At 62.5% G+C, this 21,100-nt stretch carries 24 protein-coding genes and 1 pseudogene; 9 read left to right on the top strand and 16 right to left on the bottom strand.

Annotation, left to right across the window (positions count from 1 at the left end; all coding sequences use genetic code 11):
• Positions 1 to 25: 25 nt before the first annotated feature.
• Positions 26 to 469, bottom strand: a complete 444-nt coding sequence (locus C482_RS04680) for a hypothetical protein (RefSeq protein ID WP_006166323.1) — start codon at positions 467 to 469, stop codon at positions 26 to 28.
• A 90-nt stretch (positions 470 to 559) separates the two neighbouring features.
• Complete coding sequence (locus C482_RS04675) at positions 560 to 1,354, bottom strand: sulfurtransferase (RefSeq protein WP_049896489.1); 795 nt, start codon at positions 1,352 to 1,354, stop codon at positions 560 to 562.
• 282 nt (positions 1,355 to 1,636) lie between these two features.
• On the opposite strand from C482_RS04675, the gene C482_RS04670 reads away from it, so the two are divergent.
• From C482_RS04670 to C482_RS04660, 3 genes are all read left to right on the top strand, one after another.
• Entirely contained in the window at positions 1,637 to 2,503 is an 867-nt protein-coding gene (locus C482_RS04670; RefSeq protein ID WP_006166321.1) for a sulfurtransferase, read from the top strand.
• Between the two features lie 43 nt (positions 2,504 to 2,546).
• On the top strand, positions 2,547 to 3,233 hold the full coding sequence (locus tag C482_RS04665) for a hypothetical protein (RefSeq protein ID WP_006166320.1): 687 nt from the start codon (positions 2,547 to 2,549) through the stop codon (positions 3,231 to 3,233).
• Between the two features lie 242 nt (positions 3,234 to 3,475).
• Positions 3,476 to 4,939, top strand: coding sequence for an alkaline phosphatase (locus tag C482_RS04660; RefSeq protein ID WP_006166319.1), 1,464 nt, complete (start codon positions 3,476 to 3,478; stop codon positions 4,937 to 4,939).
• A gap of 97 nt (positions 4,940 to 5,036) precedes the next feature.
• On the opposite strand, the gene thiM is transcribed toward C482_RS04660, so the two are convergent.
• Both thiM and thiE read right to left on the bottom strand, forming a co-directional pair.
• A complete protein-coding gene (gene thiM / locus C482_RS04655) occupies positions 5,037 to 5,876 on the bottom strand; it encodes a hydroxyethylthiazole kinase (protein ID WP_006166318.1) in 840 nt (279 codons plus the stop codon).
• Positions 5,873 to 6,538: a thiamine phosphate synthase gene (gene thiE, locus C482_RS04650; protein WP_006166317.1), complete on the bottom strand. Its 666-nt coding sequence runs from the start codon at positions 6,536 to 6,538 to the stop codon at positions 5,873 to 5,875. Before thiE ends, thiM begins: the two co-directional genes overlap by 4 nt.
• Before the next feature lie 399 nt (positions 6,539 to 6,937).
• Here thiE and C482_RS04645 point away from each other — a divergent pair, with 399 nt between their 5' ends.
• Positions 6,938 to 7,126 (top strand): hypothetical protein, encoded by a 189-nt coding sequence (locus C482_RS04645; protein ID WP_006166316.1) that lies wholly within the window; start codon positions 6,938 to 6,940, stop codon positions 7,124 to 7,126.
• A gap of 213 nt (positions 7,127 to 7,339) precedes the next feature.
• Here C482_RS04645 and C482_RS04640 read toward each other — a convergent pair.
• The 11 genes and pseudogenes from C482_RS04640 to thpR form a co-directional block, all read right to left on the bottom strand.
• Positions 7,340 to 7,936, bottom strand: a pseudogene (locus tag C482_RS04640) (N-acetyltransferase family protein).
• A gap of 53 nt (positions 7,937 to 7,989) precedes the next feature.
• On the bottom strand, positions 7,990 to 8,664 hold the full coding sequence (locus C482_RS04635; RefSeq protein ID WP_006166315.1) for a hypothetical protein: 675 nt from the start codon (positions 8,662 to 8,664) through the stop codon (positions 7,990 to 7,992).
• Positions 8,665 to 8,780: 116 nt separating this feature from the next.
• Entirely contained in the window at positions 8,781 to 10,253 is a 1,473-nt protein-coding gene (ftsY, locus tag C482_RS04630; RefSeq protein ID WP_006166314.1) for a signal recognition particle-docking protein FtsY, read from the bottom strand.
• A gap of 107 nt (positions 10,254 to 10,360) precedes the next feature.
• Positions 10,361 to 10,813 (bottom strand): prefoldin subunit alpha, encoded by a 453-nt coding sequence (gene pfdA / locus C482_RS04625; protein WP_006166313.1) that lies wholly within the window; start codon positions 10,811 to 10,813, stop codon positions 10,361 to 10,363.
• Between the two features lie 103 nt (positions 10,814 to 10,916).
• Entirely contained in the window at positions 10,917 to 11,867 is a 951-nt protein-coding gene (locus C482_RS04620) for a DUF6159 family protein (protein ID WP_006166312.1), read from the bottom strand.
• Between the two features lie 275 nt (positions 11,868 to 12,142).
• Entirely contained in the window at positions 12,143 to 12,808 is a 666-nt protein-coding gene (locus C482_RS04615) for a translation initiation factor IF-6 (RefSeq protein ID WP_006166311.1), read from the bottom strand.
• A gap of 2 nt (positions 12,809 to 12,810) precedes the next feature.
• A complete protein-coding gene (locus C482_RS04610) occupies positions 12,811 to 13,089 on the bottom strand; it encodes a 50S ribosomal protein L31e (protein ID WP_006166310.1) in 279 nt (92 codons plus the stop codon).
• Positions 13,090 to 13,094: 5 nt separating this feature from the next.
• The gene (locus C482_RS04605; RefSeq protein WP_004267621.1) at positions 13,095 to 13,247 is read right to left on the bottom strand and encodes a 50S ribosomal protein L39e; all 153 of its coding nucleotides are present in this window, start codon (positions 13,245 to 13,247) and stop codon (positions 13,095 to 13,097) included.
• A 99-nt stretch (positions 13,248 to 13,346) separates the two neighbouring features.
• Complete coding sequence (locus tag C482_RS04600) at positions 13,347 to 14,366, bottom strand: hypothetical protein (protein WP_006166309.1); 1,020 nt, start codon at positions 14,364 to 14,366, stop codon at positions 13,347 to 13,349.
• A gap of 156 nt (positions 14,367 to 14,522) precedes the next feature.
• A complete protein-coding gene (locus tag C482_RS04595; protein WP_006166308.1) occupies positions 14,523 to 14,861 on the bottom strand; it encodes a DsrE family protein in 339 nt (112 codons plus the stop codon).
• Between the two features lie 73 nt (positions 14,862 to 14,934).
• Positions 14,935 to 15,495, bottom strand: coding sequence for an RNA 2',3'-cyclic phosphodiesterase (thpR, locus tag C482_RS04590; protein ID WP_006166307.1), 561 nt, complete (start codon positions 15,493 to 15,495; stop codon positions 14,935 to 14,937).
• A gap of 133 nt (positions 15,496 to 15,628) precedes the next feature.
• Between thpR and C482_RS04585 the strand changes: the two genes are divergently transcribed.
• From C482_RS04585 to radA, 5 genes are all read left to right on the top strand, one after another.
• On the top strand, positions 15,629 to 16,498 hold the full coding sequence (locus C482_RS04585; protein ID WP_006166306.1) for a tetratricopeptide repeat protein: 870 nt from the start codon (positions 15,629 to 15,631) through the stop codon (positions 16,496 to 16,498).
• Positions 16,499 to 16,519: 21 nt separating this feature from the next.
• The gene (locus C482_RS04580; RefSeq protein ID WP_006166305.1) at positions 16,520 to 16,813 is read left to right on the top strand and encodes a DUF424 domain-containing protein; all 294 of its coding nucleotides are present in this window, start codon (positions 16,520 to 16,522) and stop codon (positions 16,811 to 16,813) included.
• A gap of 99 nt (positions 16,814 to 16,912) precedes the next feature.
• Complete coding sequence (locus C482_RS04575) at positions 16,913 to 17,875, top strand: hypothetical protein (RefSeq protein WP_006166304.1); 963 nt, start codon at positions 16,913 to 16,915, stop codon at positions 17,873 to 17,875.
• Positions 17,876 to 18,141: 266 nt separating this feature from the next.
• Positions 18,142 to 19,446 carry an outer membrane protein assembly factor BamB family protein gene (locus C482_RS04570; protein WP_006166303.1) on the top strand — a complete coding sequence of 435 codons (1,305 nt, stop codon included), beginning with the start codon at positions 18,142 to 18,144 and terminating at the stop codon, positions 19,444 to 19,446.
• Positions 19,447 to 19,661: 215 nt separating this feature from the next.
• Positions 19,662 to 20,693 carry a DNA repair and recombination protein RadA gene (gene radA, locus C482_RS04565; RefSeq protein ID WP_006166302.1) on the top strand — a complete coding sequence of 344 codons (1,032 nt, stop codon included), beginning with the start codon at positions 19,662 to 19,664 and terminating at the stop codon, positions 20,691 to 20,693.
• A 76-nt stretch (positions 20,694 to 20,769) separates the two neighbouring features.
• On the opposite strand, the gene C482_RS04560 is transcribed toward radA, so the two are convergent.
• Positions 20,770 to 20,958, bottom strand: a complete 189-nt coding sequence (locus tag C482_RS04560; protein WP_006166301.1) for a hypothetical protein — start codon at positions 20,956 to 20,958, stop codon at positions 20,770 to 20,772.
• Between the last annotated feature and the right edge of the window lie 142 nt (positions 20,959 to 21,100).

Raw genomic sequence — 21,100 nt, 5'->3', positions numbered from 1 at the left:
ATCGATTCAATGAGCATGAGCGTGGTCACTCGAGAAACCCACAGCCGTAGTCGTCCGCGAGTTCGGAACACTCGTGGACGGTGAACTCGATCGGTGGGAGGTAGTCCCGGTCGTGTGCGCGGACGCCCACCGCAGCGCAGTCGCTCGTCGCTCGCTCAGAGACGTCGAGCGTTCGCCACTCGGAGTCCTCTCGTCTGGCTTCGATGACGAACTCGTCCGGGCCGTCACCCCATTCACAGGGGAGTTGCTCGTCAGATGGGACCTGCTCGGAAATCGCGTCCAACCGGTGCGTCGTCGTCGACACCGTTTCGTCGTCCGCGGCGATTCGGACCTCGATCGTCCGCTCGTCGTCAGTGTAGTTCGACGCAACGACCGAGCCTAGTTGTGTGCCGTCGTCCGGGAGAACCGCGGTGCAGCCCGCGAAGGCGACACAGCCGAGACTGCTCAGAAGGTGGCGGCGGGAGACCATTGCGATAGCTGCACGAACGAACTGTCACGCTAAAATAATTCCGAGAGTGACTTTGAAAGCTATCGGCGAGACGCACACACTGCATCCTACCTACGGCGCTCCCGTCTCGATTTCCCCATCCATCGCGAGCCACTCCGTGAGACTGCCCTCGTAGACCGCCACGTCCTCGTAGCCAAGCGCCCGCAGGACGACGTACGTGTGGCTGATCCGCCGCGCCGTGTTACAGTAGAGCACAATCTCGCGATCCCGCGTAATGCCGTGGGACTCAAGCAGCGCCTCGAATTCCGCCTCGGAAAGCAACCGTCGCGTTTCGTCGTCCACAGCCTCGCGCCAGTCGAATCGGACGGCACCGGGAAGATGTGCCTCCGCGAATTCATCGCGCTCGCGCGTGTCGACCAGCAGCGCGTCTCGCTCACGGGCGGTCTCGACCGCCTCGCAGCCGACCAGTGGGCTCTCCTCCCGACCGAGCGGGTGGGGCTCGTAGCTCGTCGCCTCGAACTCGGTAGCGGCCGTCGTCGTCTCGTACGCTCGGCTCCAGGCGCTGTAATCCCCGTTCAGCAGGCGCACGTCGTCGTGGCCGTACTCAAGTGCAGTCACATAAAACCGGGCAGCGAAGACGCCATGGGTGTCGTCGTAGGCAACGAGGGTGTCGTCAGGGTCGATACCAGCTGTAGAGAGCAGGGAACCGAAAGCGTCAGCACCGGGGAGAGTACCGCGGTCGACGTCGGAGTCGTCGCGGTAGCTGTCGAAGGGAATGCTGGCGGCACCGGGGACGTGGCCGATGGCGTCGAACTCCCAGGCGTCTCTGACGTCGACGGGGCGGACGTCGGGGCGGTCGCGGTTCGCTGCCAACCAGTCGGGGGAAACGACGACGGATTCGTCCATCGGGTGAGTGAACTCGCTCTGCGGCCGATAACGAACCGGTACCGGCACGTCTCCCCGCGGTACCGATATGGTGGCAATCGTTTCCGGTTCGTGGCCGAACATGGTGACAGTCGTGAGTCACCCGACCCGCCGAGTGACGGGGGGCAGACACCCTGCAGGGGGAGGAAATGTGAATCAATACCGGGCGTCCGCGATAGCGGTAACACTCTCCTCCAGGACAGACCGCCGACTCCATTATCCGGTTCGAGAGGCCCTATAACCCCAGCGAGCCAGGGAATAGGTATGGCAACAAACGAGTACGCCAACGACGTACTGGTCACGGCTGACTGGGTCGCTGACCACCTCGATGAGTTCCAGAGCGACGACCCCACACACCGACTGGTCGAAGTCGACGTGGACACGGAAGCCTACGACGACGAGCACGCCCCCGGCGCGATTGGATTTAACTGGGAGACGCAACTCCAGGACCAGACCCGCCGCGACGTGCTCGAGCAGGACGATCTCGAGGACCTCCTCGGCTCCCACGGGATCAGCGAGGACTCGACCATCGTCCTCTACGGCGACAACGCGAACTGGTTCGCCGCCTACACCTACTGGCAGCTGAAGTACTACGGCCACGAGGAGGTCTATCTGCTCGACGGCGGCCGCGAGTACTGGCTCGAGAACGAGTATCCGACGACCGACGAGGTGCCCGACTTCTCGGCCACCGAGTACGACGCCGCCGGCCCACGCGAGAACATCCGCGCCTACCGTGGGGACGTCGAGAAGGCGATCGAACGCGGCGTGCCCCTCGTCGACGTTCGCTCGCCCGAAGAGTTCAGCGGCGAGATCCTCGCCCCACCAGGCCTGCAGGAGACGGCCCAGCGCGGCGGCCATATCCCGGGCGCGAAGAACATCTCCTGGGCGGCCGTCACAACCGATGACGGGACGTTCAAGAGCCGCGAGGAACTCGAGTCCCTCTACGCCGAGGAAGGTATCACGGGCGGCGAGACGACGGTCGCCTACTGCCGCATCGGCGAGCGGTCGTCCGTCGCGTGGTTCGCGCTGCACGAACTGCTTGGCTACGAGGATGCGGTCAACTACGACGGCTCCTGGACCGAGTGGGGTAACCTGGTGAACGCGCCCGTCGAGACCGGCGACGGCAGCTAAGCGAGACGAGAGACGAATTAGCAGCCACCCACACACGACACGTATGAGCGACAACGCGCGTGACCCAGCCGACGCCGACAGCCCAGCCGATTTCGAGACGTTCCTTGAGACCGTCCGCGAGGATGCCCAGACACAGCTCTCGCGTCTTGGCTCCTCGAAGTCCCTCTACGCCGAGACGGACGGCGACATCGACACGGAACCCGTCCTCGCGGCCACGGCCGACGCCGAGTACGCTGCCTGGCACACGTTCAGCGCCTGGGCCGACGACGAATCCGACGAGGGGACACGCGAGGCCTTCAAAGCGACCGCTGCCGAGGAGCGCAACCACCTCGAAACGGTGCTCGATACCCTCGGTCGAGAGACCGCCGCCGACGCGTACGAACCCGATGCAGTCCCAGCGCTCCACGACTACCTGCGGACACTCGAGTCCACCGACGAACGCATCGGCGCACTCGTTGGGCGCATCCTCGCGAGCAAGCGCTCGAAAGATCAGGTCGTCGGCTACTTCATCGGTGACGCGGACCCGCAAACGGCGGCCGTCTTCCGCGAGTTCGGTGACGATCTCGACGCCCAACTCGAGCGCGCCGGAGAACGCTTCGCGGACTGCTGTATTGACGACGCCGCTCGCGCGAGAGCGGCTGCGGCCGCGGTCGACGCGATCAGCGCTGCGTACGACGAGTACGTCGAGAATCTGGAAGAACTGGGAGCGAATCCGAAGCCCGTCTGTTGAACGAGCCAATCGGTCGCAGTTCGTCAAATCGCGGCTGTTTCTGCCAGTCTAACTGCGAAACGTGATCGACAGACGCCGCGACAAGTAGGCGACCGTTCCTCTCGGGATGACTATGATCCGCTCCCGATAGCCGACCACCACCCGCAACTGGTACGTTTCCTATACAGTCATCAGAAGCGACCCGTATTCAGAAATAGCGCTATTATAAAGGCATTTGCCTCGATTCGAGGGTTCCATTGGTGATGCCTTCCACCACGGACACCGGGCGAAACGACGAGCCGACGACCGAACGGGCCTCGACCGCGCGGCGAACCTTCATGGCGGGCCTTGGAGCGCTGGCGGGATCGGGCGCGTTGGGCACCACCGCAAGCGCCCGTGACGGCCACGGGGTTGGCGGCGGGCGGACCCGCAACGTCATTCTCCTCGTACCCGACGGTGGCAGCCGGGTGCACGACACCGCGGCCCGATACTACAGCGCGTACCAAGACGACCCGGCAGCGTTTCCCGCAAATATCGATGACGTCGAACTCGGGATCGACCGCGCCGACGCCGTCGGCTCGGTGTCGACCTACCCCGACGATCCCGACGGACAGCTAATCACAGACTCCGGTGCTGCCGGCACGGCGATCGCAACGGGACAGAAGACCTACCCGACCGCGATCAGCGTCGATCACGCCGGAAATCCAATAGAAACCGTGCTCGAACGGGCAGCCGCGGCCGGCTACGCGACCGGACTGGTGACGACGACACAGTTAACTCACGCGACGCCAGCAGCGTTCGCGACGCACGTCAGATCTCGTGGTCAACAGGAGGAGATTGCACGCCAGTACGTCCGGGAGCAGGATGTCGACGTGGACGTTCTGCTCGGCGGTGACCGATCACACTTTCGGGCGGACAGCCGCAAGGACCACGCCGACCTCATCGGTGAAGCCGAGGCCAACGGCTACCAATACGTCGAGACCGCGGACGAGTTGGCAGCCGCCGAGAACGAGAAGATCCTCGGCCTGTTCACCGAGACAGGACACTTCGACTACTCCCTCGACCGAACCGACGACCCCGACACCACGCAGCCGACGCTCCCTGAAATGACCGTGAAGGCGATCGAGGTACTCGAGTCCCGCTCACGAAACGGCTTCTTCCTGATGGTGGAGGGCGGACGGGTTGACCACGCCGGCCATGCGAACGACCCCGCGGTCGTTCCGGAGCAGGTCGAACACGACGCGGCGGTCAACGTTGCGATGGAGTACGCGGATGGACCGGGTTTCGGTCGCGGCCGCGGGCCCGCCGATACACTGGTCGTCACCGTCGCCGACCACGAAACCGGCGGGCTGGTGCTGGCTCGCGACTCCTACCACATGGATTGGGAGCCGATCGTCGACCAGGAGGTTTCCCAGGGCGTGCTCGCCGCCGAACTCGAGCCGCTGTCCTCGGTCGAGGAGGTCAAAACGCACATCGAAGCACGGACCGGAATCGACGATCTCTCGACCGACGAGGCGAACGAGTTACTCGACGATCCCTCGGCGATCACTGGTCGTGACAGCGTCGTGAATCGCCGGGCGGGCCTCGGCTGGAGAACTGACACGCACAGCGCGACGGACGTACCGGTCTACGCGAAAGGGCCGGATGCGATCGTCGGACACTTCGGGAAGCATCAGGATAACACCGATCTCGTCGACGGTTTTGACGCACACTTGAACCTTCGGTAACGGCGAAACCGAGGTGACAATGCACTCGGCAGATAACAGAGATCGACCGGCGCAAAGAAACGACAGTCACAGATGAGAGGGTGAGACGACAACCACCTCAGGCGATCCGGTCGACGCGCCCGTCGAGGTCGAAGTCGGTGACCGCGCCGCCTGCGAGTCCAGCAACTGTGTCGTGGAAGTTCGTTCGGTAGCTCGCTGGCCCCTCGTAATTCAGGTCTGCGGCGCGCTCGCCCGCGATGCCGAACGCGAGTGTTCCGTGAAGCGCCGCGGCGTGGGCGTCCTCGAGTGCACCGTTGAACGCGGCGAGGGTCGCACCGAGCATACAGCCGGTACCGACGACCTCACCCAGCATCTCGTGACCTGCGGTAAGTCGGTAGACGCTGTCGGCGTCCGCGACGATGTCCTCGACACCACTTGCGACGACGATCGAACCGGTCGAGTCGGCGAGCGAGCGGGCAGTCTCCTCGATTTCGTCGTAGTCGCCAACGGATTCAACGCCTTTCACGTCGGCTTCGACGCCCGCGAGGGCGCTGATCTCGCCGTAGTTGCCCTTGATGACAGTGAACGAGACTTCGTCGAGCAGCGTCTGTGCGACCGACTTACGTGTCGGCGTGGAACCGACGCCGACGGGATCGAGCACGACCGGAATATTGAAGTCGGCTGCCGCCTGCGCGGCCTCGTGCATCGCTTCGACTTTCGGTTCCGGAACCTGTCCCGTATTGAACAGCACGGCGTCTGCACCCTGGGCCATCTCGCCGGCATCGCCGGGCGAGTCGGCCATCACTGGAAGCGCGTCCCAGTGGAGGATAAGGTTCGCCACGTCGTTCATCGTCACCTCGTTTGTCAGTGCCTGGACGAGCGGCGGGGCGTCCGCGATGGCCCGTAGCGAGTCCGCCAGTTCGTCGCCGGTAACGTCCGGTGAGTCAGTGTCACTCATTCGGTGGCTCCTCCGTGCTCGACGTGCTTTGCCGTTTCGACGGTTGAGGCGAGCGCGGCGGTCGCAGCCGCTGGGTCGTCGGCGGCGGTGATCGCCGAAATAACCGCGACGCCGACTGCACCCGCCTCGACGACCGGTCCGGCGTTGTCGGTCGTGATTCCGCCGATACCGACCGCCGGAATCGAAATCGCGTCGGTGATGTCGGCGACACGCTCCGGGCCGACGCCGTCTTTGTATTCCTCGACATTCTTCGAAGTCGTGCCGTAGATCGTCCCGATACCGACGTAGTCCGCGCCGTCGGCTTCGGCCTGCTCAGCCTCTGCAACTGTCGCCGTCGAACAGCCGACGATCGCGTCCGGCCCGAGCAGATCCCTGACGACCGAGACGGGAAGGTCCGACTGGCCGACGTGTACGCCGTCGGCGTCGATGGCCTGCGCGATGTCGACCCGGTCGTTGACGATCAGGTCCACGCCCGTCTCGGCCGTCAGCTCGCGCAGTTCCCGACCGAGTTCGTACCGAAACCGGGTGTCGGTGTCCTTCTCGCGGAGCTGGACGGCGTCAACCCCACCCGCAATCGTCGCCTCGACGATCTCGAGCGTCGAGCGCCCCGTCGAGACGGACTCCTGGGTGACGAGATACGTTTGCCAGTTCGAGGGATCCATATGGCTCACTCCGTGTATTGGGGCAAAAGAGGGCGGGGTTCGGTTCGGAGGTGCTGCGGAAACAATGCAAAAGGTAGCTTCAAGCAGCGTTCGCTGACAGAGAATCCGTAACCCACCCAGACAACCTCACCGGCCAAGACATCCAGCAAGACGATGGACGGTGGGAGTCCAAAAGAGATCAACCAGATGAACCACGTTCACTCGTAGAGACGGAATTAGTCTAAGAATCAATTTCCCATATGAATGAATAGAGTGTACTGATAATGACTTCACAAGGAATTAATTCTGACCTATTTGATAAATTAGGGATCTATAGAGGTGTGAATGGAACGGTGTAGACCCTATTAAATCAGAGGTAGTAGAATATATTTATCATAAGGGTCATTGAAGACTATTGGGATGGATGGAACGCATATCAGCCTCGTTGGAATAAACCTCTCGATAGTAGCAGGGTTCTGGATGATGAGAAACACGCTCACCGAGGGGACGCCTATTGTCACAGAACTCCACCACTTGTTACTCTGGGGGGGTCTAGCGATCACACTCGTCGGTCTGATCGTCTCCATTGTGAGAGAGTCTAATGGGTGAGTTCCAGTCATCGCTGTGCTAACCGAATAGTGTACGGGGCATCTCCGAACGAAGCGAAGTGGGACCGACGCGGTAGGTGGTCGAATTACGCTTCGTCCTTGAGCAGCCAATCGGCCATTTCGTCCGCAGCGAAGACCTGATCGTCGAGAGGATTCACGGTCTCGCGGAGACGCTCGAGGAGAGACCTCGAGAGCCTGCGAGCCGACGACAAGGTTACACCTCGAGAAACGGCTCGCCAGCCCGGAGCAGCGACCCGAACTCGTCCTCCCGAACCGTCGAGAACGGCGTGATCGGTTCCGGATTCTCGGGTTTGTCTGCGATTTCCCGTCGCCACCACCGCACGTCGTGCCACTCTCCCTGCGTGTAGCCGACCCGCGGGAAGTCTGCAAAGCGCTCGAAGCCGAGCCGTCCGTGAAACGCCACCGTCGCCGGGTTCGGCAGCGTCGTCACCGCGTAGGCCTCGTAGAAGCCCTGGGCCTCGAGAACTGCGAGCAGCGACGTGTAGAGCGTTCGCCCGACACCCGACTGGCGGGCGTCCTCTGCGACGTAGACGGAGCGTTCGACGACCCACTCGTCGGCCTAGCGCTTTCGCAGCGGACCCGCATAGGCGTAGCCGAGCACCGTTCCGTCCTCGCGCTCGGCGACGAGCCAGGGGTACTGCTCGAGTGTCGACTCGATACGGTCTGCCATCTCGGCTTCGGTCGGCGGCGTCTCCTCGAACGTGACCGCGGAGGACGAACAGAAGGGTGCGTAGATATCGCGAACGGCGGCCGCATCGGCCGTAGTGGCAACTCGAATGTGTGGGACCATACGTCGTCTCACCCACTGCTTTCTGGCGGGTCGGTATAAGTTCGCCGCCCCGGTTACGACCCCTCCGAACAGGCGACCAGCTCCCCGTCCGTTCGCGGGTCAGGGTCGAACGACGGCTCCGTTCCAATCCCGTCGTACTGCGCGCGCAACGCGACCCGGTCGCTGAGAAAGTAGGTCACCCGAACGTCCCACTCGGCGTGTTCCGTGTGCTCCGTCTCCGTCACCAGATCGTACACCAGCGAGACCAACACACCATCTTGGTTGCGATTGTCCTCGGAAACGGAATCGGAATCGGAAACGGAATCGGAGTCGGAGCCGTGATTGTGGTCCCGATCCTCGTCAGCTACCGCCGACAGCCGGTGCTGTCCGACCGTCAACTCGAAGTCACGTGCCTGGTCACCCTGTGTCACGAGAAACTGCTGCTGACGATACGCCTGCTCGAATGCACGCACGTACGCCAGTGCACTCCGTGAACGCTCGGCTGGTTCTGGTGGGTACTCGAGTACGTCGAACGTAACCTCGGGTGCGTCTTCGTCGGCCGACGCGGGTGGAAATGCAGTCGGTCGAGAGACGCCAGTACAGTCGATATCAGTTCTCGTGGGGATGGGTTTATCGTTCGACGAAGCCGTCTCTGGGTTGCGGAACCAGTCCGACGAACAGCCGGCTGTCAGCGCAGCGAGGGAAACGACGGACGCGAGAAGCGACCGACGAGAGCGGGGAGGGCGCATACACGCACGTCAGTCAGGCCGCCAATAGATGTTTCGTATCCGACTGCTCCGAGGTGGAGAGAACAATCGGATGAGAGTAGACGAGTGCGTCGGGCTCAAAGTGGGCGAGTGAGCGACTACTCGTCCTCAAGCAGTCGATCGACCATCTCCTCCGGATCGAAGCGCTCGATGTGGTCGTAACCCTGGCCAACACCGAGGAAGAGAATCGGACGGCCGGTGACGTGTGCAACCGAAATCGCCGCCCCACCGTTCGAGTCGGCATCGGCTTTCGTCAGGATCGCACCGTCGATCTCGGCCGCGTTGTTGAACTCACGGGCGCGGTTGACCGCGTCCTGGCCGGCCACCGCCTCATCGACGAACAGGGTCATGTCCGGATCGACGACGCGGTCGATCTTCTCGAGTTGATCCATCAGTCCCTCGTCGGTGTGGAGCCGACCCGCCGTGTCACCGAGGACGATGTCGACATCGTTTGCCTCGGCGTACTCGACGGCGTCGTACAGCACCGCAGCGGGGTCACCGCCCTGCTCGTGGGTGATGAGTTTCGTGTCGAGTGCATTGGCGTGCTCCTGGATCTGCTCGTTGGCTCCGGCACGGTAGGTGTCGCCGTTGGCCATCACGGTGGAGTAGCCTCGCTCCTCGAAGTAGCGGCTGAGCTTCGCGATCGAGGTGGTCTTCCCGACGCCGTTGACGCCAGTGAAGATAATCGTCACCGGCTTGTCCTCGACTGCGATGCGCTCGTCGAAATCGAACTGACCGACGCTGATCACGTCGTAGATCGCATCCCGGAGCGCCTCCTCGACGACCGCACCCGTCGAGGTCGTGAACGTCCGCGTCTCGCCGATCAGTTCGTCGCGGATGTTATCGAGGATCTCCTCGGCAACGCCCATCTCGACGTCACTCGAGAGCAGCGCCATCTCGAGTTCGTGGAGCGGCCCTTCGAGGTCTTCCTCTTCGATGACAAATTTGCCCTTGACGAAGGATTTTGCCTTGCGACCGAAGCCGGTGCTGCCGTTGTTGTCTGTGTCGACATCGTCAGTCTCGGCGTCGGCATCGTCAGTCTCGGCGTCGGCCTCGATCTGATCCCGATCCTGGTCCTGATTCTGGGCCTCGCCGACCGCATCCGTTTCTGCTTCCGCTGCAGACTCGTCAATCTCGCTGACATCGGCCGCGCCGGAATCGGAATCAGCACCGACACCTGTCTCTACCCCACCCGCCGTCTCGGCATCAGGACTGGGCTCTGCCTCAGCGTCGACCTTGGCGCTCGTCGCAGCCGAGGACTCGAGTGCGGCGTCGCCCGTGGTTGTGGTCGATTCCGACTCGGCGGGAGAAGACGTTTCAGTGGGTTGCTGGTCGGTTGGGTCAGTGTTGGCGTCGGCATCCGTGTCTGTGTCCGTGTCCACATCGACACCGGCGGCTGCCGCACTCTCGGTCGCGTCGACTGCCTCGGACCCAGCGGTGTCGGCCTCGACATCGCTCTCGGCAACGTCCTCGTCTGCGGCGGGGTCGTCGACCTCCTCGACGTTCTCTTCGGCAGCTTCCTCGGCATCCTTCCGGAAGCTTCCGAGTTTCTTCTTCAGATTATCGAACATTGTAACGGTGGCTGTAGGGAGTTGTTAGTGACTGCTGACTGCTACTGGACTGCTGACTGCTGTCCGATACTTGGCACAACAAACGCCCATCTCGTTCAGTTGCGCACTTACTCGTCGTCCTGGCCCGGCTGGCCGCCCATCTGCTGCATCTGCTGTTGCATCGCCTGCTGCTGAAGCTGCTGGGCCTGGGACTCGAGTTCCTCGCTCTCGGATTCGAACTCGTCGATCTCGTCTTCGAGGTCGTCGATTCGGTCGTCGAGCGTCTCCTTCTTGCGTCCGAGCGCCTCGACAGCGTCGTCCTGGTCGAACTCCGCGGCGTAATCGGAGCCGAGTTCGACGATCGCTTCGTCGATGTCTTCGATCGTTGCGCGCAGATATGCGCCGCCACCGAGTGGGACCTGCACTGTCGAGCCGGTTTCAAGCGTCTCGAGGGCATCGATAGCCTCGTCGACCTCGCCCTGTTCGGTTCGAATATCCTCGACTTCGCCTTCGAGCGCGGTGATCTGTTCTTGGATCTCCTGAAGTTCCTGGGAAAGCTGCTGGAGCTGTTGTTGACTCATGGCTTTCACTCCGGCAGGCAGTCGGAAGAATCTTCCCTTCCACAGCTATTTCCGCGGTTTCGCGGGCGTTTCGGCGAAACCGGGCGTAGCGGACCGCTCCGGACTAGATCTGTCCCGGCTCGCGGTTCGAGGGCTGGCCCGTCATACCGCTTCCCCCACGGCGAGGTCGCGTGAGTGCATCGGGGTCGATACCGTCGAACTCCGGCGGCAACGAGCCATCGCGGGCGTACTTGTAGAGTGCAGTCTTCGCAATGCCCGTCGCAGCCTGGTAGATGACCAGCAACAGACCGATCACGAGCAGGGTCGGAACGAGCGTGAACGTGAGCACCGTCCACGGATCAGCGAGCGTCGCCATCGGGACCCCGATGCCGAGAAGACCCGTAAGCGCGATGAGCGGCACCATCACGATGCCAACGCCGAGGCTGATCCCTCCGACCTGCCCCCACGTCTCGCGGAACAGGCTAGCGCTCTCGCGCAGCGAGTTCCGAACGCCACCTTCCTGGAAGACGATGACTGGGACGATGAAGAACGTCATCGCGAACCAGGCGAAACCAGCCAGCGAGCGGGCAAGGCGAGCGCCCCAGCCGTCCTGGCTCTCGAGTGCCTGGAAGATGAGGCCAACGGCGGTACCGACGGCACCCCACGCGAGAATCGTTCGTCGGGCCTCCCAGGCACCGGTGAGGCCGGCCCGGAGACTGGTCGGTTCGTCGGCGAACAGACTGCCGACGGCGTGGACGAGCGCCGCGCTAAAGAACGTCGCAACCGATGTGGCGACGAACATGAATCCGACGGAGGCAGCCACGAGGAGGGCCGTGACTACCGTGTCGGCCGACCCTTCCGAGACGGTCACAAACTGGTCGACCAGCGCCATCCCGTAGCCGACGCCGAACAGCGCAGCGACGATACCACCGAGCAGCCCGATCAGTCCGACAATCCAAGCGAGGCCATACATGACAGGAAACGCGAGCAGCCACTTCTCACGTCGGAGGACGCCGAACGAGGCTTTCGCGATTGCGAGGCCAGTTTTGAACCTGGCGAACAGGGACCCGAACATACGAGAAATATATTGCTACCATATTATAAGTCTTGAGGACCGTTCGGAACAGTGATTCGTACAGTATGAGGCCTCTAGCAGAGGAAAACGCTGTTTGAGGAAGGGGTGATTCACGGTCAGGCGAAGTGAACCAGTAGGCACAGACGCAACTCCAGAGCTGCGGGGATCAGTATCAGTATCAGTATCAGTAGGAACAAACGCAAACTCAGGGCTACGCCAGAGCAGTGCCGACCACAAAAACGGACTGCAAAACCGACCGACTCAGTTCGCAGCAGTTAGTCGAGATAGCCGAGTGCATCCTCGATCCGGCCGAGTTCCGGACCCGTCGTATCCTCGCCGACGACGTAGCCCGACTCGTTGGCCAGCAGCCCCGACCCAACCAGCGGCGCACCGTAGTTAATCGTCCCGACATCTGCACGAACGTCGAGGGACGCTTCGAGTACGTCGAGTTCCTCGTCGGTCGCCTTCGGGTGACAGAGCACGCCGGAGTTCGTCGCGACTGCGGCGGTGCCGACGGTACGGACACCAGCGAGGTCGCCACGTTCGACGGGGACGGAAAGCGTATCCTTGATGATCTGGATTGCCTCACGAGGCAGGTCCGGGTGGACGTAGGCCCCGTAGTCGTTCGCGAGGACGACGTTCCCGGCGGCGTTGATACTACCGGGCAACTCCGCGACAGGCACGTCGACTGCCTCCTCGAGTCGTTCGCGCTCGTACTCGAGTACGCGGGAGCTGACGAGGAGGCCGTTTTCGTTACCCGTCGCTAGCGCGCCGACGGTCGAAGAACCGCCGACAGTTGTCTGAATCGCGGGGACCGCGAGTTCGTCGGTCAGGTCGGCGACAATGTCGTCGTCGACGTCCGGGCGAACGAGTACGCACGAGTCGGTCGCACGGGCGAAGACGCCGACGTAGGCCGACCCGGCGAAGGCGAGTCGCTGCAAGTTTAGTCGGCGACCTCGGCCTCAACGACGGCCTCGCCCTCTTCGTCGAAGCGAGCCGCGCGGACGCGGAGCTTGCGTGGCGGGTTCGCTCGACCCTGGGACCAAACTTCCTCGTTGATCGAGGGGTCAAGTCGGATGGCGTCCTCGTCGACGGCGAAGTGCTTGGCGAGGTGTTCACGGATGAGTCGCATGGCGAGGTCCGCGGCCTCGTGGTTTGCGCCCTTCTTGACGTCCCGAAGCGGGACGGTTACAACGCGTTCTTCGAAATCACTTGCACTCATTGATCTTACTCGTCGGTGTCGTTACGCCGCCAGTTGCGTCGCTTTGGGTTCCGCTGGACTTCCATGTCCGTCTTCATCATAACCCAGGCCGGAACGCGGCTGTTCTGGTTCTCGAGTTTGGCAAGTCGCTTTTTCTTGCCCTTCGACTTCTTACCCATAGTAGCCGGACGTAGCCCGTGCTGGCTTAAAATCTTGTCCATCTCTCGGGACGCTGGTGTGTGGGAGGGTCGCGGCCCTTTGCACCGATATCGGCTGCCTCAGGTTGTAAGACGGATTAGATATCGGGTAGCCGCCTCCAGTGTCGCCTCGCTCAGTTCCGTCGTGTACTCGAAGCGATCGACTGCCGGTTCAGTGTCGTTGACCTCGTAGCCGTCGTGGCGGGCGAACTCATCGTGATCGTAGCAGCCAGTGCCGTGAAATCGCGTTCCGCCGCCGAACTCGTCGGGGCCGGCGTAGGCGGTCGCCATAGGACTCACCTGTAGCGTTCGTCCCTCCAGTCCGGTTCTGGTTGCAGTCCCCAGGTTGTGATCACAGCGTGTGTCCCCGACATCGGCAACGATATCGGGCGAGAGAAACGTATGAAGCACTTCATGGATTGCGATGTTTCGGCTGACCGCACGCGAGTCCCAGACCTCCGTCGCACCGATGTTAGCGACGGTCTGTGCGCCGGCGACTGCGTCTGGGTCATCCGCATCACTCCCTGCAGAGTCGATCAGATCGTTCGGTGAAATCGTCCCGCCGTACCCGACCTGGTAGTTGAACGGCGACCAGCAAAGCAACAGGTGGCAAGTCGGCCCGCCGAGTGCACCGCGATCGTGAAGTTGGTCTCGAAAGGCGTCGAGAACGGCCGAAAGCGACGGGAACGCGAGATCAGTCGGCTGCGAGACGGACAGGAGTGGAAAACGGACGGGTGGACCACGCTCGACGCGTACGGTGAGCTCCGGCTCTGAGACGGAGGTTGAATCCGAGATCAGCGATCGGTCGGCTGCGTAGGCCTGAATCTGGTCCATCGCGTCCTCGACGGCCGCAAACGCGTCCTGAAACGGGGTTGGCCAGTCGTCGCTCATACCCTCAACACCGTACCAGAGCCAGGCAGTCGGCGGGACGGGGCCAGGGTAGACGCGCACGCGAAGGTGATCAGGCTCGCTTTCGCTGGCGTCCGCGCTCGGGCCGAACAGGGATGCGCCACCTGCGCCACCGACGGCGGCAACGAATTCCCTGCGGCTGACCGGTGCGGATCGTCCGAACCGAGACAGAGACCGCGGCGGTGACCCCATCAGCTACGTCAGTATCCCGTCATCCCTCATCATACACAGTGCTGTATGTGCAGGTTGCCCCAGCGTACGACGACGGTACACGAGCAGGGTGTGGGCTGTAGGACACCGATACCGGACTACCGTGGACCCAGGATGGAGTCTCGACGGGCGGCACACCTACGGCCGAAGGTATGCATAGCCGTCCGTCTGCAACTGCGTCACCTCGACGGCACCTTCGGGAACAGTTTCGATTCCGTCGATGAGATCCGACTCGTCGAAGTCGACCGTCTCGAGCGTATTGCTGCACGCCTTGAACGCGACACCCTCGTCGAGTAGCTCCTGGATGTCGTCGTCTGCTCTGCCACCGGCTCTGGCCACCTCGATTCCGGACGCCTGGATGACCACCGCAACGTCGTCGATTCGCCCGCTCTCGTCCGCGACGAGGTTTCTAGCGATCGCGAGTGACGTATCCTGTTCGCCTTCGTCTCCCGACAGGAGGTGTACGACGGTTTGCATGCACGGAAGCGACGCCAGGAACTGGCGAAGCCTTGCTGCTTGCAAGCGATGAGAGTGCGTCGGATGCCGCCGCTCACGCCGCGAGCGGATATCGCGCCACCGTCGAGTACTCCGGTCCCTCGTCCGTAAGCGTGCTTTCGGTCAGTCGAGCCTCCTCGACGCGCGTCTCGCCGACTGTTGGCTCTCGCTCTCGGACGAGGTCCTGAACCAACTCCTTCCCGCCCGCATGTTCCATGCGCGCGAGCGTGACGTGCGGCGTGAACTCGTGTGACTCCGCCTCGAACCCCATCGCCGTCGTCCGTTCCTCGATGGTCTCGTGCAGGGCCGTCAGCTCGTCGCCACCCGTTTCGGTCCCGAGCCAGAGCACGCTGATGTACTCCAGGTCGGGGAAGACACCGAGTCCGCCATAGCGGACGGTGAAGGGCGAAACGGCTGCCTCGTCGACCGCCATCTCGAGTTCGGACTCGAGTGCGGGCAGTCTGCTCTCGTCCACATCGCCGAGGAACTTCAGCGTGATGTGAGCCTGCTCGGGGTCAGTGAAGGTGAGGCCACTGGCGTCGCTGAACTCGTCCTGGAGGTCGGCGACCGCGTTCGCGAGGTCGTCCGGAAGGTCGACGCTGACGAAGAGTCGCATAGTGGGAGGTTCGACGACAAACTACTCAACGGTGACGACGGCTGACGACGGCGATGGTGAGGTGGGCAATATGTAACGAGCCGTCTGTTCCCGGGTCGCAGCCCTTAACAGTCGTCGTCGCCACATTCAACCAATGACTGACCGAGAGGGAGACGGAAACGGAGACGGCTCTCGCGACCATCGGTTCTCCGAAGGAGAGGGGTTCAGTGACCCCTACGACGAGTTCGACCTCGATCCGCCGGAACTGGACGTCGACCCCTCGAAGGTCGACCCGGTCGACTCCCGCGTCGTCGCCGACACGCTCGACAGCCAGCAGATCGCAAGCGACGACGTCGACGCAACGGAACTGCTCGACGTCGGCCTGAGCTACATGCAGATCAACCGCTACGAGCAGGCGACCGACGCCTTCGAGCGAACCGCCCAGTACGCCGAGGACGAGCGACTCGAACAGGAAGCCTGGGTCAACAAGGGTGTCGCTCACGCCGAACTCGAGGAGTGGGACGAAGCGATCGGTGCCCATCGAGAGGCACTGAATATCGACGCCGAGAGCGAACACGCCGCGACGGCCGAAACGAACCTCGCCTACGCCCTCTGGGAGTTCGGCGAGACCGCACAGGCGCTCGAACACGCCGAGCGCGCCGTCGAGATCGACGAGCGCTTCGCCGAGGGCTGGTTCAATCGCGCCTTCTTCCTCTCAGAGCGCGGTCTCTCCGAGGAGGCCCTGCAGTGTATCGACAACGCGATCCGGCTCGGCCTGCGAAACACCAAGATCCTCGAGGAGAAGGCCGAAATTCTCGAAGATCTCGGCGAGTACGACGAGGCCGAGGAGATCGCCGAGGAGGCAAACGAACTGCGCGAGCGCGCCGAACAACAGATGATGGAGGATCGACGGGAGATGGAGGGCCAGCCGACCGGTGCGGGCGGCGGTGCCGGTGACTCCACGAGCGACATCGCCGACCCCGGCCGCGAAGCCGACCGCGACCGCGAGTGGGAACTCGAGTAACAGACGGAGACGAGACGACGCATGATCATCAACGAACGCCAGACACAGGAGGGACTACTCGTCGCGGTCTGTGACAACGATGCCCTCGGTGAGACGTTCGAAGGCGACGACCTCTCGCTGACCGTCACGGAGGAGTTCTACGGCGGCGACGAGGTGGACGAGGATGCTGTTATCGACAGTCTTGCACGAGCGGACGTGGCCAACATCGTCGGCACCCGGTCGGTAGAGCTCGCGATCGAGGCGGGATTCATCGACGAGGGGAACGTGCTCGAGGTCGGCGAGACCCACCACGCGCAGTTGTTGCGGATGTACTGAACGAGCCGACCCGTCGCAGAAAATTGGGCAGCGGCCGATCTATTCACGTCGTCCAAGTGGCGGGAAAATGTTTTTATCGTATCACACAGAGATCGAAATATGAAGATCCAGCAGGTCCCGATCCTCGCACACGTCCACAATCCGGGGTACACCGGTGAGAATCGGTGTCTTCCCTGTACGATCGTCAACCTCGTCATTGCAGGGATACTCGCTGTCGCCGCCGCAGTGGTTTCACCGCTCCTCGCGGTTGCCGTCTTCGCCTTCTCAGTCGCCGCCATCGCCTTGCGTGGTTACCTCGTTCCGGGTACACCGACGCTGACCAAGCGGTACTTCCCCGATTGGCTTCTGGCGAAGTTCGACAAGGAGCCCGAGCCAGGTGCGGGCACCCTCGTTGCAGACGATGGGGCGGCCGGTGCTCGTGCTCGTGCTCCTGGGGCGGAAGCCGGCACCGACACAGGAACAGGCACAGACACAGACACCACCACCGACCAGACCACCGTCGAGCCCATCGATCCCGAACAGTGGTTACTCGAGTACGACCTCGTCGTGCCGTGTTCGCGGGCAGAGGTGGACGACGGGGCAGACGAAGCGGAAGCCGGCGCAGAAATGGAGGAGGACCTCTGTCTGACTGCGGAACTCGAGGAGACCTGGCAAGCTGCCATCGACGAGCGACGGGACGGTGATCGAGTCGAACAGGTTGCGGCGTTTTTCGATGTCGACCAGTCGGAAGTAACGGTAGATCAGGCCGACAACGCGGAGCAGCCGGTTCGAGCGCGCATCGAGGGACGTCTCGCTGCACAGTGGGAGTCCGACGCGGCGCTGTTGGCCGATCTGGGGAGTATGTGCGCACTCGCCGAGCAGGTACCGGAGTGGCCAGAACTCCCGCTCGAACAGCAGAGTCAACTCGCGAACGGGCTGCGAGCCTTCGTCGAGACGTGTCCGAGCTGTACGGGCGAGATTTCGCTGGATGAGGAGACCGTCGAATCCTGCTGTCGGTCCTATCAGGTGTACGCGATCACGTGCAACGACTGTGAATCGCGAGTGCTCGAAGTTCGACAGTAGACGGAGACGGGGCCGTACTAGTTGGGCAGTGCGCTCATTTCGTCAAGCGTGCAAGGTAGAACCACGGCAGGCAACCACATCACCTCATCGACTGCGCCATACAGCAGCTTTGTGCCTGCCGGTACGGACGCGGCTGGGAGCAATGACGTACTGGGGCATGCTCCCCGTCGTTTGTTCTGTGTCTGCTTCAACCGACGAGCGCCTGCGGCGGCCACAGCGCTGGGAGGTCGCATCCATTATACCGATTCGGTCGGTACCCACCCACAGTGACAGACTGGATTCAGTGTGAGGGCGACGAGCAACGCTCGGGCGTCCGGCGAACCGTTACCGATCCCGTGCGTGTCGAAGAGGGGTGGACAACCGACCTTATCGGCACCGCCGGCCCGCCGGTTCTCGACCGCGATACCGTCTTCGTCGGAACAGACCGAGGGAACTGCTACGCGTTCGATCAGGAAACAGGTCGACGGCGCTGGGTTGTCGAGACGATGGCTGCAACCGAGACCGCGCCCGTCGTCACGCGCGAACGCCTGTTTTTCGGAACCGCCGACGGAACGATTCACGCCGTCGATCCAGCAACCGGCAACCAGTACTGGCAACTCGAGTTACCGGCCCCGCTCACGACGGCCCTGCTCTATGTAGACGGCGATCTGTACGCCGGCCACGAGGACGGCCTCACCGCAATTGCGACGGCGGCTGGTGACGAAGTGGACGCGTTCGAGTTGGACGACGACGGCGAGCCGGCCGAAGAGCCCGGAGCCGTCCGCTGGACGGTCGAGACCGACGCCCCGGTGACGGGAGCACCGGTTATCGCGAGACCGCCAGAAAGAGAGCAGGAGACAGCGCCGCTGCAGGAATCAACGGCACCTGAGTTTGAGTCCGAACTCAATCACGAGGCCGACCCGGACCTCGGACAGGAACTCGACGGCAGTATGGAGCTGAACGACAGCATCGATATCGACACCGAAAGCGACGAGTCTTGGGACTCGTCCCGCATCTATGTTGCGACAGCGGACGAGCGCGTACTCTGTCTCGCAAGCGACGACGGCGAGGGTGTCTGGGCTGCGCCCACCAACGGCGTCGCGACGAACGCGCTCACGGTCGCCGACGGCCGCGTCTATGTCGCCGACGCCGGTGGCACACTGCTTGCATTAAACGCCGGCACTGGCCAAACCTGGTTTACGTACTCGATTACCGCCGGTTTCACCACCGGCGCAACCGTACTCACTGCGGAGGGGACCACGATCATCGGCGCGAACGACGGCTACGCCCACGTCACCGACACCACCTTCGGCCGGCGCAAACTGCGAGGCTGGCTCTTCTCGAAGAAGGGCGTCGCTCTCGACGGCGAGGTCCAGGCAGAGCCCGTCGTCGCCGGCGACGTGCTCTGCGTCGGCGACACAACCGGCTCGCTCTACGGCCTCGACCTCACTGACGACTGTGACCATCTCTGGCACCACGGCTTCGAGGAAGCCATCACGGCTACACCGGCAGTCGGTGATGGAGAACTGTTCGTTGGGACCGGTGATCGACTGGTTCAACTCGAGTGGAGCGACGAGTTGTCGCTGCCCTGAGTTTGTAATTGCTGCGCTGATTCTGTTGTCAGTACTGCCGCCACAATTGCTGTGGTGAGTTGCTGCTGTCGTAGCCCAACCTGAACCCGCGACTGTCCACCCCATCATACATAACTGTTCAGTAACCAGAATTGTCACCCCGACGCCTGCTACCACTTTCACTTTCACTTCCCTGTTAACGAGGGTTTATGGGGTGTCCACGATAACGGAGACGTATGGCAGACGCAGACCTCGAGACACTCCCCGGCGTCGGACCGGCAACCGCAGACAAACTTCACGACGCAGGCTTTGACTCCTTTCAGAGCCTGGCCGTCGCTTCTCCCTCCGAGCTCTCGAACACCGCTGACGTCGGCGAATCGACGGCCGCCGATATCGTCAACGCCGCACGTGACGCCGCCGACGTCGGTGGCTTCGAAACCGGCTCGACGGTGCTCGAGCGACGGAACGAGATCGGCAAGCTGAGTTGGCAGATCGACGAAGTCGACGAACTCCTCGGCGGCGGTATCGAGACCCAGTCGATCACCGAAGTCTACGGTGAGTTCGGCTCCGGAAAGTCCCAGGTCACCCACCAGATGGCCGTCAACGTCCAGCTTCCGAAGGAGGTCGGCGGTCTCCACGGCAGCGCGATGTTCATCGACTCCGAGGACACCTTCCGACCGGAGCGAATCGACGACATGGTACGGGGCCTCCCCGAGGAAGCGATCAACGCTGCACTCGAGGACCGCGAAATCGAGGGCTCGGCTGGTGACGAGGGCGCAGTCGACGAACTCGTCGACGACGTGCTCGACAAGATCCACGTCGCGAAGGCGTTCAACTCCAACCACCAGATGCTGCTGGCCGAGAAGGCAAAGGAACTTGCAGGCGAACACGAGGAGGCCGACTACCCGATTCGCCTCCTCTGTGTCGACTCGCTGACCGCACACTTCCGTGCGGAGTACGTCGGTCGTGGTGAACTCGCAGAGCGCCAGCAGAAGCTCAACAAGCACCTGCACGACCTCGACAAGGTCGGGAACCTCTACAACACGTCCGTTATCGTGACGAACCAGGTTGCCTCGAACCCGGACTCGTTCTTCGGCGACCCGACACAGCCAATCGGTGGCAACATTCTGGGCCACAAGTCGACGTTCCGAATGTACCTCCGCAAGTCCAAGGGTGACAAGCGGATCGTTCGTCTGGTCGACGCGCCGAACCTCGCCGACGGCGAGGCAGTCATGCGCGTTCAGGACGAGGGTCTGAAGCCAGAGTAGTCGGCATCGCAGACATACCGACACACTCGTTGTAGCCCGTTTTGTTTTGTCTTTCTCGTTCTGTGGAGCGACAGCACTACTGCTCGGTAGCGTCTTCGTCGTCTGCAAGTTGCCGGTGATATTCACCTCTCGCAACGCTGAGGAGAATCAGCACCGAACCGATGAACAGCGGCCAAAGCATCGGGATGACGAGTACAAATATCGAGACCTGAATGGAGGCGAGCAAGAGGAGTATATCCTGCTGTCTGGTACGGGGAGTAGCCATACAACGAGGTTCACGTCAGGAGAAGAATTAATTCCGAATGCAGCTTCACTCCGTGGCGGCCGGAGTACGGGAAGCGAGTCAAATAGGAATCGAAGGCGGAACCAACGTCGAATTCGCAGGCTCAGACACGGTCACAACCACA

This window comes from Natrialba chahannaoensis JCM 10990 (genome assembly GCF_000337135.1).
Lineage (GTDB): Archaea > Halobacteriota > Halobacteria > Halobacteriales > Natrialbaceae > Natrialba > Natrialba chahannaoensis.
Note: the sequence above shows the minus strand (reverse complement) of the source record. Positions and strands in the feature narration are given on the sequence as shown.

Coding starts and splice junctions, on each gene's coding strand:
- C482_RS04680 (WP_006166323.1), bottom strand. CDS start 469: ATGGTCTCCCGCCGCCACCTTCTGAGCAGTCTCGGCTGTGTCGCCTTC.
- C482_RS04675 (WP_049896489.1), bottom strand. CDS start 1,354: ATGGACGAATCCGTCGTCGTTTCCCCCGACTGGTTGGCAGCGAACCGC.
- C482_RS04670 (WP_006166321.1), top strand. CDS start 1,637: ATGGCAACAAACGAGTACGCCAACGACGTACTGGTCACGGCTGACTGG.
- C482_RS04665 (WP_006166320.1), top strand. CDS start 2,547: ATGAGCGACAACGCGCGTGACCCAGCCGACGCCGACAGCCCAGCCGAT.
- C482_RS04660 (WP_006166319.1), top strand. CDS start 3,476: ATGCCTTCCACCACGGACACCGGGCGAAACGACGAGCCGACGACCGAA.
- thiM (WP_006166318.1), bottom strand. CDS start 5,876: ATGAGTGACACTGACTCACCGGACGTTACCGGCGACGAACTGGCGGAC.
- thiE (WP_006166317.1), bottom strand. CDS start 6,538: ATGGATCCCTCGAACTGGCAAACGTATCTCGTCACCCAGGAGTCCGTC.
- C482_RS04645 (WP_006166316.1), top strand. CDS start 6,938: ATGGATGGAACGCATATCAGCCTCGTTGGAATAAACCTCTCGATAGTA.
- C482_RS04635 (WP_006166315.1), bottom strand. CDS start 8,664: ATGCGCCCTCCCCGCTCTCGTCGGTCGCTTCTCGCGTCCGTCGTTTCC.
- ftsY (WP_006166314.1), bottom strand. CDS start 10,253: ATGTTCGATAATCTGAAGAAGAAACTCGGAAGCTTCCGGAAGGATGCC.
- pfdA (WP_006166313.1), bottom strand. CDS start 10,813: ATGAGTCAACAACAGCTCCAGCAGCTTTCCCAGGAACTTCAGGAGATC.
- C482_RS04620 (WP_006166312.1), bottom strand. CDS start 11,867: ATGTTCGGGTCCCTGTTCGCCAGGTTCAAAACTGGCCTCGCAATCGCG.
- C482_RS04610 (WP_006166310.1), bottom strand. CDS start 13,089: ATGAGTGCAAGTGATTTCGAAGAACGCGTTGTAACCGTCCCGCTTCGG.
- C482_RS04605 (WP_004267621.1), bottom strand. CDS start 13,247: ATGGGTAAGAAGTCGAAGGGCAAGAAAAAGCGACTTGCCAAACTCGAG.
- C482_RS04600 (WP_006166309.1), bottom strand. CDS start 14,366: ATGGGGTCACCGCCGCGGTCTCTGTCTCGGTTCGGACGATCCGCACCG.
- C482_RS04595 (WP_006166308.1), bottom strand. CDS start 14,861: ATGCAAACCGTCGTACACCTCCTGTCGGGAGACGAAGGCGAACAGGAT.
- thpR (WP_006166307.1), bottom strand. CDS start 15,495: ATGCGACTCTTCGTCAGCGTCGACCTTCCGGACGACCTCGCGAACGCG.
- C482_RS04585 (WP_006166306.1), top strand. CDS start 15,629: ATGACTGACCGAGAGGGAGACGGAAACGGAGACGGCTCTCGCGACCAT.
- C482_RS04580 (WP_006166305.1), top strand. CDS start 16,520: ATGATCATCAACGAACGCCAGACACAGGAGGGACTACTCGTCGCGGTC.
- C482_RS04575 (WP_006166304.1), top strand. CDS start 16,913: ATGAAGATCCAGCAGGTCCCGATCCTCGCACACGTCCACAATCCGGGG.
- radA (WP_006166302.1), top strand. CDS start 19,662: ATGGCAGACGCAGACCTCGAGACACTCCCCGGCGTCGGACCGGCAACC.
- C482_RS04560 (WP_006166301.1), bottom strand. CDS start 20,958: ATGGCTACTCCCCGTACCAGACAGCAGGATATACTCCTCTTGCTCGCC.